At 49.8% G+C, this 13,506-nt stretch carries 13 protein-coding genes; 5 read left to right on the top strand and 8 right to left on the bottom strand.

Features of this window, described 5'->3' with window-relative positions; genetic code table 11:
• Window positions 1-24 precede the first annotated feature (24 nt).
• The gene (locus ACO05E_RS12815) at window positions 25-495 is read right to left on the bottom strand and encodes a PAS domain-containing protein (protein ID WP_419813330.1); all 471 of its coding nucleotides are present in this window, start codon (window positions 493-495) and stop codon (window positions 25-27) included.
• Window positions 496-692: 197 nt separating this feature from the next.
• Between ACO05E_RS12815 and ACO05E_RS12810 the strand changes: the two genes are divergently transcribed.
• Genes ACO05E_RS12810 through ACO05E_RS12800 form a run of 3 tightly spaced genes read left to right on the top strand, consistent with a single transcriptional unit; the run spans window position 693 to window position 4,643 of the window.
• Window positions 693-1,625 carry a MerR family transcriptional regulator gene (locus ACO05E_RS12810; protein WP_419813329.1) on the top strand — a complete coding sequence of 311 codons (933 nt, stop codon included), beginning with the start codon at window positions 693-695 and terminating at the stop codon, window positions 1,623-1,625.
• On the top strand, window positions 1,622-2,635 hold the full coding sequence (locus tag ACO05E_RS12805; RefSeq protein WP_419813328.1) for a methyltransferase: 1,014 nt from the start codon (window positions 1,622-1,624) through the stop codon (window positions 2,633-2,635). The genes ACO05E_RS12810 and ACO05E_RS12805 overlap by 4 nt, the downstream gene beginning before the upstream one ends.
• Window positions 2,636-2,642: 7 nt before the next feature.
• Window positions 2,643-4,643 (top strand): TonB-dependent receptor plug domain-containing protein, encoded by a 2,001-nt coding sequence (locus tag ACO05E_RS12800; protein WP_419813327.1) that lies wholly within the window; start codon window positions 2,643-2,645, stop codon window positions 4,641-4,643.
• Window positions 4,644-4,669: 26 nt separating this feature from the next.
• On the opposite strand, the gene speD is transcribed toward ACO05E_RS12800, so the two are convergent.
• A complete protein-coding gene (gene speD, locus ACO05E_RS12795) occupies window positions 4,670-5,461 on the bottom strand; it encodes an adenosylmethionine decarboxylase (protein WP_419813326.1) in 792 nt (263 codons plus the stop codon).
• A gap of 25 nt (window positions 5,462-5,486) precedes the next feature.
• Window positions 5,487-5,909 carry an OsmC family protein gene (locus ACO05E_RS12790; RefSeq protein ID WP_419813325.1) on the bottom strand — a complete coding sequence of 141 codons (423 nt, stop codon included), beginning with the start codon at window positions 5,907-5,909 and terminating at the stop codon, window positions 5,487-5,489.
• Window positions 5,910-6,147: 238 nt separating this feature from the next.
• Between ACO05E_RS12790 and crp the strand changes: the two genes are divergently transcribed.
• Both crp and ACO05E_RS12780 read left to right on the top strand, forming a co-directional pair.
• Window positions 6,148-6,786, top strand: a complete 639-nt coding sequence (crp, locus tag ACO05E_RS12785) for a cAMP-activated global transcriptional regulator CRP (protein WP_255857392.1) — start codon at window positions 6,148-6,150, stop codon at window positions 6,784-6,786.
• A gap of 99 nt (window positions 6,787-6,885) precedes the next feature.
• A complete protein-coding gene (locus ACO05E_RS12780; protein ID WP_419813324.1) occupies window positions 6,886-8,457 on the top strand; it encodes a DUF3369 domain-containing protein in 1,572 nt (523 codons plus the stop codon).
• A 7-nt stretch (window positions 8,458-8,464) separates the two neighbouring features.
• On the opposite strand, the gene ACO05E_RS12775 is transcribed toward ACO05E_RS12780, so the two are convergent.
• From ACO05E_RS12775 to mpl, 5 genes are all read right to left on the bottom strand, one after another.
• Window positions 8,465-8,665 (bottom strand): DUF2175 domain-containing protein, encoded by a 201-nt coding sequence (locus tag ACO05E_RS12775; RefSeq protein ID WP_419813323.1) that lies wholly within the window; start codon window positions 8,663-8,665, stop codon window positions 8,465-8,467.
• 137 nt (window positions 8,666-8,802) lie between these two features.
• Entirely contained in the window at window positions 8,803-10,866 is a 2,064-nt protein-coding gene (locus tag ACO05E_RS12770) for a thrombospondin type 3 repeat-containing protein (protein WP_419813322.1), read from the bottom strand.
• Between the two features lie 97 nt (window positions 10,867-10,963).
• Window positions 10,964-11,368, bottom strand: coding sequence for a hypothetical protein (locus ACO05E_RS12765; protein WP_419813321.1), 405 nt, complete (start codon window positions 11,366-11,368; stop codon window positions 10,964-10,966).
• A 4-nt stretch (window positions 11,369-11,372) separates the two neighbouring features.
• Window positions 11,373-12,005: a flavin prenyltransferase UbiX gene (locus ACO05E_RS12760; protein ID WP_419813320.1), complete on the bottom strand. Its 633-nt coding sequence runs from the start codon at window positions 12,003-12,005 to the stop codon at window positions 11,373-11,375.
• The gene (mpl, locus tag ACO05E_RS12755) at window positions 12,002-13,459 is read right to left on the bottom strand and encodes a UDP-N-acetylmuramate:L-alanyl-gamma-D-glutamyl-meso-diaminopimelate ligase (RefSeq protein WP_419813319.1); all 1,458 of its coding nucleotides are present in this window, start codon (window positions 13,457-13,459) and stop codon (window positions 12,002-12,004) included. Before mpl ends, ACO05E_RS12760 begins: the two co-directional genes overlap by 4 nt.
• Window positions 13,460-13,506: the final 47 nt, after the last annotated feature.

The raw sequence follows: 13,506 nt of genomic DNA, 5'->3' as shown, positions 1-13,506 counted from the left end.
AAACTGACTGTCAGCAGCAAAGTTCTAAATAGTGTTAACAGGCCCTAGCTGCTTTTTCAGCTTCTCCAGCTCTTGTTCTGCCGCTTGGGCACGCGCTTCGGCTTCGACCTGACGTGTCACGTCTTTTTGCACACCGATGTAATACATCAGCTGGTCCTGATCGTTAAATACCGGTGAAATACTCAGCTCATTCCAGAACTGGCTGCCGTCTTTACGATAATTTCTCAGCACCACCCGGCAGGCTTCGTTGTTCTCCAACGCAACTTTAATGCGCTTCAGCCCTTCCTGATCCCGATCACCGGCCTGCAGGAAACGACAGTCCTGAAACAGAATTTCATCTTGCTGATAGCCGGATAACTGCTCAAATGCTTTATTGGCATAAATCAGGATGTTGTCATCCCCTTCCCGTTCAGCAATTACGATCCCGTCATTAGAGGCATCAATTGCCTTTTTTAATAACTCCAGATCGATTGGAGCCGACTCATCGCTAACCATGCTTCCTCCGCTGGCATCGTTGATCACGCATCAGGTTATCCTGATAAGCTGCGGCCAATTTACTACGACTGGCAGCCGGACGAAAGTGCCAGTCCCGTCTTTCGTATAACCTGCGCATCAGTTTCCGGATAATTTTTTACATTATGTATAACTACTTATAAAATCATTTCAGCATTTAAACAGAGAAAGATTTCCGCATGGCAAGCTCCAGCACTGATAGTCAGGCCGCTTACTACCCCATTCGTGTCGTTTCCGGTGAAACCGGCGTGAATGCCATTACCTTACGCGCCTGGGAACGGCGTTATGGCTTGCTGACACCCAAACGCACCGCCAAAGGTCATCGCCTGTACAGCGAAGCCGACATTCGTTTAATCAAGCAGGTAGTCTCTCTGCTGAATCGTGGTATTCCGATTTCTCAGGCCCAGGCCATGATTGATCAGGACGGTGACAACAGCACTACCCCAGGCAAAATAGCAGCCGGAGATCAGACCTCGCAATGGCAGCACTATCGTCAAACCATTAATACCGCTTTGCAGCAGTTTGATGAGCAGGCATTGTGCGAAACCTTTGATGAAGTGTCTCAGTTTTTCCCGATCGATATTGCTCTGCGTTTTCTGCTGGTGCCGATTTATAAGCAACTGAAAGATAATATCCGGGCCGATCTCGGTCAGGCACGGTTACGTTTTTACTCGGCCTTTTTACAGGCGCGGCTGGCATTACGCCTGTATCAGGCGGATAACAAGACCATTGCCGAAGATTGCCCTACCATTGCTGTGGTGAATTTCAGTCAACAAGACGAAGTCCCGCTGTTACTGATGGCCGTTCTGATGAAACAACTGGGCATGCGTCCGGTGTATTTTAACGGCCTGATGACCCCGGCTCAGGTTGGTGAAGTGATTAATCACCAACAATGGCAAGCAGCGGTTATTCAGGTACCACGCGGCCTCGAAAACGGCCAGCTGAACCAATTACACAGCCTCGCGGTCGAAACCGGTAAACCCGTTTTCGCCTGCCATCACGATGCTCAGGATGCTGATAAGCTGCGCGCAATGGGATTAATTCCAACCGGGGATGATGTCCAGCAAGGGGCAATGAATATCCGCGATTTATTAAAAGGATTCCAAGCATGAGCCTGGCCGCTTATGAACTGTTACAACGCCACCCGGATCTGCTCGACCACACTTTGATCATCGGTAATGGCGCTGAATGCCCGCCCGAGTGGCAACAACAACTGCAAGACTCTAACAGCCATATCCTTACCTGGGACTGGCAAACACACCAGCAATATCAGGCACTGGACAGTACGCATAAACAGTTTGCTATGCCCCAGAACCAGATTCGTGAATTACAGCCAAAGCACATCATTCTGCTCTGGCCTAAAGCCAAAACACTGGCTCTGAGTCTGATAGAACTGCTGGCATCACAAGTTGAGAATAGTGTGGTCTATGCCGTGGCCGCCAATGATGCTGGCGGTAAAAGCATTGGCAAAGCCTGCGCAGACTGGGTCAGTGATGCAGAGAAAATCGACAGCGCCCGTCGCTGTTCACTGTGGCAGCTGACGCTGCTACCACAGGCTCCGATGAACTGGCTGAAAAAAGCCGAATCTTTCGTTCATAACCAGCAAAGCTATCTGACTCTGCCCGGCGTGTTTTGCCATGGCAAACTCGACGTTGGCACTCGTGTTTTACTGGAACACTTACCTGCCCCGGCACATGGCAAGGTACTGGACTTGGGATGTGGTTCCGGAGTCATTGGCCTGAGCCTGAAACATCAGCAGCCAGCGCTGGAGCTTACCCTGGCCGATGTGGATGCCTTTGCCTTACGCAGTGCCGAACTGAACAGCATGCGTATGGGACTCAGTACCCAGGTAGTAGCCAGTGATGGCTTTCAGCATATCGATGGCCGTTTTGATTTTATCATCAGCAACCCGCCCTTCCATCAGGGCAAAGATACCGACTACCGCTTTGCCCAAACCCTGTTCCAGCAAGCCAAACAACATTTGGTCAGTGATGGGCAACTGTGGATTGTTGCCAACCGCCATCTGCCTTATGAAGATTGGGGTCAACAGTACTTTGCCAGTTGTGAAGTATTAGCCCAGCAGGAAGGCTTTAAAATCCTCTGCTTGTCACAGGCCAAATAGGTTTAGCATGCTGACACGGATGTTCTGTTTTGTGCTGCTATCCCTGCTGCTAGCAGCACCGGGTCATGGAGAACATGGCCGTATCTCGCCGGATACGGCTTACGAATACCAACTCTATCAGCCGGCTTATTTCAGTCACTGGCAACCTCAGACAGCGCTCGACATGTTGCTGCGCATTCCTGACATCAGTAGCCAGCGGCAAGCCAATGGCACCCTGCAAATTCAGCTGCACGGCATGGACCGCAGTTATCTGGCCATTCTGGTGAACGGTTATCCACTGGTGGGCAACGGCGAAAACAATAATCGAGCACTGTCTGATATTCCCGCCAGCCTGATTGATGCTATTGAGATCATTCCTAACAGTGTTGCCGATCTGGATGCCCAAGGGGGCGCTGCCGGAGTGATTAATATCAAACTGAAGCACGGCGACACACCCGAGACTCAGGTCAGCTTTGGGGTGGCTGGTGAACCACTGAACTATTCCGCCTCACTGTTTAATGCCGACACCTTCTCCTGGGGGCAGCTCAGTTTGGTGGCTGACACACGTCAACAACAGCGTACGCTCTCGGTTGAAGACAGCACTGAGCCCAGCCTGACGGAAGACAACCCCACTGAAGACAGCTTCTCAAAAGATCTGATTAGCAAAAATAAATCACAGAGCGTTCACCTGAGTTATGAGAGTCCATTGGGTCAGCCGCTACAACTCAGTAGTCGCCTGCTCTATCTGCATAATGACCAACAGCAGAACACCTCATTACAGCGCCCATTGGGCCGACGCCAGAACGAATCAACTACCTGGCGTTTGGATGGCGCTGCCACTGGCTTATGGCAGGACAAAAGCAATAATATTCGCTGGCGTTTACACCTTCTGGCGGAACAATACGATGAAGACGAACAGTCACTGACTTCTTTCACTCGTAATGAACAACGCTTGCAGCTGGGTGGCAGTCTGGCTGAAAAAATCGACGAACATCACTGGAAAGCCGGCCTGAATCTGTTTTCCACCGATACCGATTTACAATCACCCATCACAGATACAACATTGAACGATCAGCGTTTGTTGTTGCAAACAGATACACAGCAACTCAGTTTGCATGCGTATGCATTGGATCGTTGGAGTGTCACCCAACGGCTGCAGTTTGAAGCCGGTGTCAGAATGGAAACCCATGAACTGGAACAGCAGAACCCAGCCTCCGGTCAGAACGAAACCAATGGCAACACCGTCTGGCTGCCCAATGTTCACCTCATGTATCGTTACGATGATGAAATCCGCATTGGCCTCAGCGGCAGTCAAAGTGCCCGCCACCCGGATTTGCTACAACGCACTCCCTATCAGATTCGTTCCGGCGATGTGATTTTCCGCGGCAATGCCGATCTGGATATTGAAACCGTCAGCGCTCTTGATCTGAGATATGAATATCAGCACATACACCAGCCCGAGCGCTTTACTCATCTTCGTTTGTTCCGGCGCACCATCAGCGATGCAATTCTGGAGACACAACGCGCTACGGAAAACCAGCTGGTCATTGTTGAACCACAGAACAGTGATGTCAGTGCTATTCAGCAGGGCGCGGAATTCAGCAGTGGTTATCGTTTAATGCCGGGATTAAGCCTGAGAACGGCGGCTGGCGTATACCGCTCTTTTCTGCGCTCCAGCGCTGGCAATGACACCCGACGCCTGGATAATCAACCGCAGTATCGTCTGATGCTGGCGATTGATAAAACCATAAACGCCTGGAAAGGCGGTGCTCAGTGGCGTTATCAGGGGAACAGTGAAACACAGAGAAATAATTTTACTGCCCAGGACGATGACCAAAGCCTGACAGCAGAAACCCGTTCGCCGGGTCATCGGTTTGATCTCTATCTAAGTTATCAGGCAGTGTTCTGGCAGGTGGGATTAACGGCTTCACCGTTACTGGCCAGTGAGGAGAAGCAGCGCTCCGCAGCGGGTACGGTGCGCCTTGAGCCACAACCCTTGTGGCGTCTGAATGCTTCGCTGTCATTCTGACTCCAGCATCTGACAGCGAAGAGCGATTAGGGCATATTGCGTGAGTAAAAGATTTCCAGCATTTCCTTGCGGACTTTTTCTTCCACTCGCTGACGCTCTTCAAGGCTCAGGCCTTTAGCGCCCTCGCCAAACAGGTAATTATCCAGCTCAAAATCTTTCAGCAGCATTTTGGTGTGGAAGGTATTTTCCTGATACACGTTCACATCAATCATCTGATAAGCATTCTGAGTGTCTTCACTCAGATAATTCTGGATCGAATTAATATCGTGATCGATATAGTGTTTCACCCCATCAACATCGCGGGTAAAGCCACGCACGCGGTAATCACAGGTGACAATGTCCGAATCGAAACTGTGAATCAGGTAATTTAACGCCTTCAGTGGTGAGATAAGACCACAAGTCGAGACATCAATATCAACCCGGAAGGTACTGATGCCACCATGCGGATGACTTTCCGGGTAGGTATGTACCGTTACATGGCTTTTATCCAGATGAGCCACAACCGAGTCTTTTAGCGGCCCCGGAGTTTCTTCCATCAGTTCGTCATTGGGCGGTACTTCATGCTCAGCAATCAGGATGGTGACACTGGCACCTTCTGGCTCGTAGTCCTGACGAGCGATATTGAGTACGTTCGCCCCAATGATATCAACCACATCGGTCAGAATTTTGGTCAGGCGGTCGGCACTGTACAGCTCATCAATATACTCAATGTATTCCTGACGCTCTTTCTCAGTCTGGGTATAACAAATATCGTAAATGTTAAAACTCAGGGATTTTGTCAGGTTATTGAAGCCATGCAGACGCAACTTATTGTTCAATAGCGTGTCCTCTTAATCTTACAGATTACTCTGCTTCTACCACGTTATAACTGTGGGTCATTTCAACACCACCCTGCTCCAGCATAATAGACGCTGAGCAATATTTTTCTGCCGACAATGCTACGGCACGTTCAACCAATGACTCTTTCAGGTTATGACCTGTCACGGTGAAGTTCACATGAATTTTAGTAAAAACGCTGGGAACTGCATCTGCTCGCTCGGCTTCAATATCCGCGACACAATCAACAACATTCTGGCGTTGCTTGCTCAGAATGCTCATAACGTCAAAGCTGGTGCAGCCACCTAAGCCTAATAACAGCATTTCCATCGGGCGAACGCCCATATTACGACCACCATGATCTTCCGGGCCGTCCATCACGACCGCATGACCACTTCCGGACTCACCCAGAAACATTGCGTTATCAACCCACTTCACGGTTGCTTTCATCAGAACTCTCCAATGCTGTATTGTTTGCCGGATATTTTCCGGTCGCCAAGAGCGCGGAGGGTACCACAAGGGTTCTTCAGCGTAGAAGTAAAAAAGGACTAATTCCGCCTAAATACACACCACTGTCGCAATATAAACCAGACTAATCAGGATCGGCTTTGGGCAAACCGCCACTTCCCCCTATAATCAATTATTATTTATATTGATATATCAAGAACTCGACACCGGACACCATCTTATGAGCCTTCCCCCTTTAATATCGAAACATCAGCATCTGGAAGACTTTTTATCGCACTGTCACCGTCGCCGCTACCCGGCCCGCAGCACCCTGATTTATGCCGGAGAAGAAAGCGACACCCTGTACTATCTGATAAAAGGTTCAGTCACCGTTTTTATTGAAGACAGTGACGGCCGCGAAATGATCATGGCATACCTTAACGAAGGCGATTTCTTCGGTGAGATGGGCCTGTTTGATGAAGAACAAAAAGAACGCACCGCCTGGGTCAAATCTAAAACGGAATGTGAGGTGGCTGAAATCAGCTATGACAAGTTCCGCGAGCTGAGTAAGCATGACTCACAACTGATTTTCCGTATTTTCCGCCAGATGGCTGAACGCCTGACACGCACCACGCGTAAAGCCGGAGATCTGGCTTTTCTTGATGTGACCGGACGTGTCGCCCGTACCTTGCTGGAACTGAGCCGTGAACCGGATGCCATGACACACCCGGATGGTATGCAAATTAAGATCACCCGCCAGGAAATTGGCCGCATTGTCGGTTGTTCTCGGGAAATGGTTGGCCGGGTTCTGAAAGAGTTAGAAGAACAGGGGCTGGTGTCTGTTAAGGGCAAAACCATGGTGGTGTTCGGAACCCGATAAGTAATGAGCCATAGCGCTGTTTCAGTGAATCTGTCATAAATAGCGCTATACTCAATCTTTAAAACATCCGCTGTTCCTGTCGGTTCCTGAGAATACACTATGTCCAACGACCTACATGAGTCTAACGACCTGCTTTTCGCCAACGACTCCTCACCATTCGAAGGCAATTTATCCACCTCTCAGGACAAACCGTGCTGGCGGGTTCTGGTCGTTGATGATGAACCGGATGTACATCGCATTACCCGCATGGTGCTGACGGGGTTCCAGTTTGACGGTCGTCGTATTGAACTGATCAGTGCTTATTCCGGCGAAGAAGCCCGCGAAATCATGCAGAATCACAACGATATTGCGGTTGCGCTGCTGGACGTGGTGATGGAAGAAGACCATTCCGGTCTGGAAGTGGCTCGCTATATCCGCGAAGAATTGCACAATCGTTTTACCCGCATAGTGTTACGCACCGGACAGCCGGGCCAGGCACCGGAACAGGAAGTAATCCGTACCTACGACATCAACGATTACAAAGACAAAACCGAACTCACCACCACCAAGCTGAATACCCTGATGTACGCCACACTGCGCAGTTATCGGGATATCTGTACGCTGGATGAACATCGCCGTGGACTGGAACGAGTTATCAAAGCCTCGGCAGAAGTGTTCAGCAGCGGAGCCATCAGCCATTTTGCAGCGGCAGTACTCGATCAGGTGACCAACTTGCTGGGGTTAGAACAAACGGCACTGTACTGCTCCAACACCAGCCAACTGGACAATTTACAGCTGAACCAAAAACGCTTCCGGGTACTGGCAGCGACTGGCGAGATGCAGGAGTTTTCAGATGTGGATTCATTTGAAGGCATACCCGGACATATTCGCCAAGGGTTTGAGCAAGCCATGCAAACCCGTGCCAGCCAGTATTATGACAAACATTATATTGGTTACTTTTCCTCTGAACGTGGCAGCGAAAACCTGCTGTATGTGCAATATCACGAAAAGCCTTCGGAGCTTGATAAACAGCTGCTGGAAATTTACGCCGCCAACGTCGCCATCACCTATGAAAATCTGCTGATGCGCGAAGACATCATCGAAACCCAGCGGGAGATGGTGTATATGCTTGGCGAAGCGGTTGAACAACGCTCCCAGGAGACCGGTGCTCACGTTAAGCGGGTGGCCAAAATTTCTCAGGCTCTGGCACTGGCATATGGCTTGTCAGCGCAGGAGGCTGAACTGATTAAAATGGCCTCACCATTACATGATGTGGGTAAAGTTGCGATTCCCGACAGCATCCTGAATAAACCCGGTAAACATACACCTGAAGAGTGGCAGATCATGAAAAGTCATGCCCAGATCGGGCACGATTTATTGTCTAAATCCGACCGCCGGGTATTAAAGCTGGGTGCGATCATTGCCAGACAACATCATGAACGCTGGGATGGCAGTGGCTACCCGCTGGGTCTTAAAGGTGAAGAGATTCATATTGCCGGGCGGATTACCGCATTAGCCGATGTGTTTGACGCACTGGGCAGCCGACGTTGTTATAAAGAAGCCTGGTGTCTGGATAAGATCATCGAGCTGATCAAGTCGGAATCCGGTAAACATTTTGACCCGCAGCTGAGTGAAATTTTGATCAATAATATCGATGAGATCGCGGCGATCCGCCAGCAGTTTCCGGATTAATTGACGGTTAAAACAACTCGACGTCGTTATTACTGCGCTCTCTGCCAGTGCGGTTACGCATGCGATCATTTTCCTCGGTCAGTATCAGATCTTTTAAATCTCTGAGCTCATCATCATTAAGCTCGGTAATATCCAGCGTCTGGAAGGTTCGACGCAGCGCCGCATCGGCCTGATAGCAATGCTGATGCGCAGGCCCCTTTTGTGGCACAGTTAGTCCGGTTTTGCCAAACACTAATTTATCGCAAAAAATACAATTCAGGGACATGAAAATCTGACCAACCGGAAAAGCCGCGCATTCTATATGCATTAATGCTTTTTTACGATCCCCTGATGTAAAATGTCAGTTTACAATTTCTGTTCACGGCGATTGCCCGAATTGTCTTCTGCAATCAGTTTCCAACCATCCCCCGGTTTTGCTTTGGGGCAGTGAATACGCAGGTGGCCAGTATAAATCAGCTGCCCGTCACAACGCTGCCCACTGCTATGTTGCAGCCACACCGCCTGAATCCCCATACCGTCATCAAAGGCCATCGCGGTTAACAATGATTGCGCTTTATGCCAGCGTACAAACTCCAGTACCGGCGCGACATCATCCGGAAAACTTTGTGCTGACCAATCATCACTGCCATGGCGCTGCTCCTGCTTATTACTGTAACCGTCGCCATCACGGTCCGGGTCACGGTTATCACCAATGCCATCGGCGTCAAGATCCGCCCATTCAGTCGGGTCATCAGCAAAGACATCCTCAGTATTAGGGTGTCCGTCGCCATCGCGATCCTGATCCAGCACGTCCGGAATACCATCACCATCGAGATCGGCAGGAACAGAGCCCGCATCAAATGGATCAGTTTGCAGCTCAGTTTCATAATGGTTAGCAATTCCGTCGCCGTCGATATCAGGGTCAGAGTTATCGCCAATGCCATCTGCATCCAGATCGGACCACTCGGCTGCGTTACGGGGAAAAACATCGTCAATGTTCTGAACCGTGTCGCCGTCTAAATCCAGATCCAGTGCATCCGGGGTACCGTCCCGGTCCAGATCTGCTGGGACAGAGGTTAGCAACAAAGGATCAAAACCCAACTGGCGTTCATACTGATTGATGATGCCATCACCATCAGCATCCGGGTCCTGGTTATCGCCGATACCATCCTGATCAAGATCGTGCCATTCACTGGCATCCTGTGGAAAAGCATCGGCTGAATTCAGATAGCCATCACCGTCAATATCGTCATCCAGCACATCCGGAATGCCATCACCGTCCAGGTCGGCCGGAACAGAACGAGCATCAGCCGGATCCGTCGCAGCGCGGATTTCATAATCATTGCGGATGCCATCACCGTCACGGTCTTCATCACGGTTATCCCCAATACCATCCTGATCAAGGTCATGCCATTCACTGCGGTCACGCGGGAAGACATCCATCGCATTACCAATGGTGTCACCGTCCATATCGGAATCCAGTTTATCGGGAATGCCATCTCCATCGAGATCGGCCGGTTTACGCAGTGCATCTAACGGATCGAAGCTCAGGATAATTTCATATTGATTGGTAATGCCGTCGCCATCCTGGTCCCCATCCGAGTTATTACCAATGCCATCACCATCGGTATCCAACCACTCCTGGACATTGTGCGGAAATGCGTCATTGGTATTAGGATAGCCATCACCGTCAATATCATCGTCATCGACATCAGCAATACCATCGCCATCCAGGTCGGCCGGATGACTGAGAGGGTCCAGCACATCGGTACCGGCTTTTAGTTCGCTGTCATTGCTGAAGCCATCATTATCACGATCATCATCGGCATTATTGCCAATACCATCACCATCAGTATCCAGCCATTCACGACCATCGTCCGGAAAAGCGTCCAGATTATTGGCATAACCATCGCCATCACGATCGGTATCCAGCACATCCGGTAACGAGTCACCGTCACTATCATGTGGCGTACTGTCAGCTGTTAATGGGTCGGTGCCCATATGCAGTTCAAACACATTAGGAATACCGTCACCATCGGCATCGGTATCGCGACTATCCGGAATACCATCCTGATCGGTGTCAGCCCAGTCCCGGCTGTTATCCGGGTACAGATCACGCGTATTGTTATAGCCGTCACCATCACGATCATTGTCGAGCATGTCTGGTATACCGTCGTTATCCTGATCCGCCGGAAATGAATGTTGATCATTTGGATCGGTACCGGCCTGCCCTTCGACATAGTTATTAAAACCATCACCGTCCCAGTCGCTATTAAGACTGGTATCGTCAGCGTTAGCATCACCCGCTTTGACATCAGTGACTTCTGCTTGCAAATAACTACCTGAAAAGACAACCAGCCAGATCATTACTAAACGACGCAGGATCGTACCTGGAAAAGAGAAGAGTTTGTTTAACAATACAGCAGCCATGATGAGTTCTTTTTGTTTTTTATGACGGCCTGTTAATACAGGCCATTTCCGTGCTAACGGTTTTTTTTATTGGGATTGCGTTATAGGAGTTGTGTCATCAGGGTTGCGTTTGTCTCTTCAGATAATCTTCCTCGGCATCGGTTTTGGCAAAGCCATAGCGACAGCTAACCGGGCGGTTTTTTGTATCAACCAGAATACCGGCAACCGCATTGCCATTACTGGGTCGTATCAATAAATAATCATTGGCACAGAACGCCTCTTTGCCCGAGCTTTTTTCAGATACCCGTACATCCGCTTCGGTTTGCAGTGATAACAATTTAAATTCGGCAATAGTTGCCTTATCCACTTCACTGGGATGCTTGATATAGCCGTACATCTCCAGAGTGATCACGGCAACAACCAAACCAATCACAAAACCCAATCCAACCCATTTCACGATATCAGGTTCCTGATTTGGCTCTGGCCGTACTGTTTTTGGCTGTACCGTTTCTGGCTGACTCATTGCTTTACTCCTGGTCATTCTTATCTTTTCCCCAGGCAGGCATTAACTGCTGGGAAATATTTAATTGGTTTAAAATGCGGGCAACAACAAAATCAATTAATTGCTCTATTGTTTCCGGTTGATGATAAAAGCCCGGTGACGCAGGCAGAATAACCGCCCCCATACGCGTCAGGTTTAACATATTCTGTAAATGAATTTCTGAATACGGTGTTTCCCGTGGTACCAGAATCAGCTGGCGGCGTTCTTTTAACGCTACATCCGCTGCCCGTTCAATCAGATTATTACTGGCACCAGTGGCAATGGCGGATAAGGTGCCGGTGCTGCATGGACATACCACTACTGGGCCTGGTTGGCCAGAACCGGATGCCCAGGGCGCCATCCAGTCTTCACGACCGAAGGCACGAATTAAGTTGCGATCCACCGCAAAATGTTGCGCCAGAAATTCAGACTGAGCTTGTGGCTTGGCCGGAATTGCTAAATTCACTTCGGTGGCAAATACCAACTGCGCGGCTTTGGAAATAATTACGTCCACCGGTTTTCCGACTTTCACCAGCACTTCAATTAAACGCAACGCATATAAGGAGCCAGAGGCGCCGGTAATGGCAACACAAATTCGCTCCTGAACGGCATCTGTCATCCCCGGCCCTCCGTTACATTGTTCTCAGTTAAAGTGCTCTCCGCTAAATCGCTGACTAACACACGTGGTAAGCCACCAAAGCTGCCATTGGACATCACCACAATACGATCTCCCGGCTGAGCCTGTGACACAAGCGTCTGACGCAATTCCGTCAAATCATCAAAACACACGGCCGGTACGTCACATTGCTCAGCCACGTCAGCTAATGACCAATCCATATTGGCTGGTTGAAACCAGAAAGCTTTATCCGCATCCAGTACCGAAGCAGCCAACTCATTTTTATGCACGCCAAGCTTCATGGTATTAGAACGTGGTTCCAGTACTGCGATAACCCGGCCGGCCGAATTCTCAGACTGCTGCCGTGCTTTGGCTCCCGCCAGTGTGGTTTTTATTGCCGTAGGATGATGGGCAAAATCATCAAACACCTGAATACCGTTAACTTCACCCACTAATTCCATACGACGCTTCACGGAAATAAATTCGGCCAGTGCTTTGGCCGATATCTCCGGGGTAACACCCATATGGCGTGCGGCAATCATGGCCGCAATCGCATTCGAGACATTATGCAGACCACTGAGTGACCAATTAACGGTGGCTTCTATGCCGTCTGCCAGCAGAGAAAACTGTGAAGCATCCGCTTTATCCAGACGCCATTGCCAATCACAGGGAGCAGACTCTTTATGCTGCTCACCTTTCTGCCCAAGCTCCTGCTCAAAAGTCTGTACAGGGGTCCAACAGCCCATCTCCAGTACCCGTTTAATAGCAGGTTCATTTGAGGGGGCAACAATCAATCCAGAAGCGGGCACGGTGCGAATCACATGGTGGAACTGACGTTCAATCGCGGCTAAATCAGGGAAGATATCAGCGTGATCAAATTCGAGATTATTAACAATCAGAGTGCGTGGTTGGTAATGGACAAATTTAGAACGCTTATCAAAAAAGGCAGTATCGTATTCGTCTGCTTCGATGACAAAAAACGGCGAATCCCCCAAGTTTTCCGAACCCGGTAACCGGGCGGAGACACCAAAATTCTCCGGAACACCACCAATCAGAAAACCTGGCGCCATATTGGCGTATTCGAGAATCCAGGCCAACATGCTCGACGTTGTGGTTTTGCCATGGGTGCCCGACACGGCCGCCACCCACTTCCCCTGCAACACATACTGGCCTAACCACTGCGGGCCCGACATATAAGCAATACCACGATCCAGCACGTATTCTACTGACGGGTTACCGCGTGACATGGCATTGCCAATAATCACCAGCTCAACATCGTCAGGGATACCCGACGGATCAAACCCTTCGGTTAGCTCAATGCCAGCAGCCTGTAACTGGTCACTCATGGGAGGATAAACCCCGGCATCTGAGCCGGAAACCTGATGGCCTTGTGCTTTTGCCAGCTGAGCCAAAGACCCCATAAAGGTGCCGCAAATGCCAAGAATATGAAGGCGCATGATCTGAAAAGCCCTGTTCTAGTACGCTTGTCGTAGATAAGAGCCAT

Source organism: Bacterioplanoides sp. (genome assembly GCF_965226395.1).
In the GTDB taxonomy this organism is placed as follows: Bacteria; Pseudomonadota; Gammaproteobacteria; order Pseudomonadales; family Oceanobacteraceae; genus Bacterioplanoides.
Note: the sequence above shows the minus strand (reverse complement) of the source record. Positions and strands in the feature narration are given on the sequence as shown.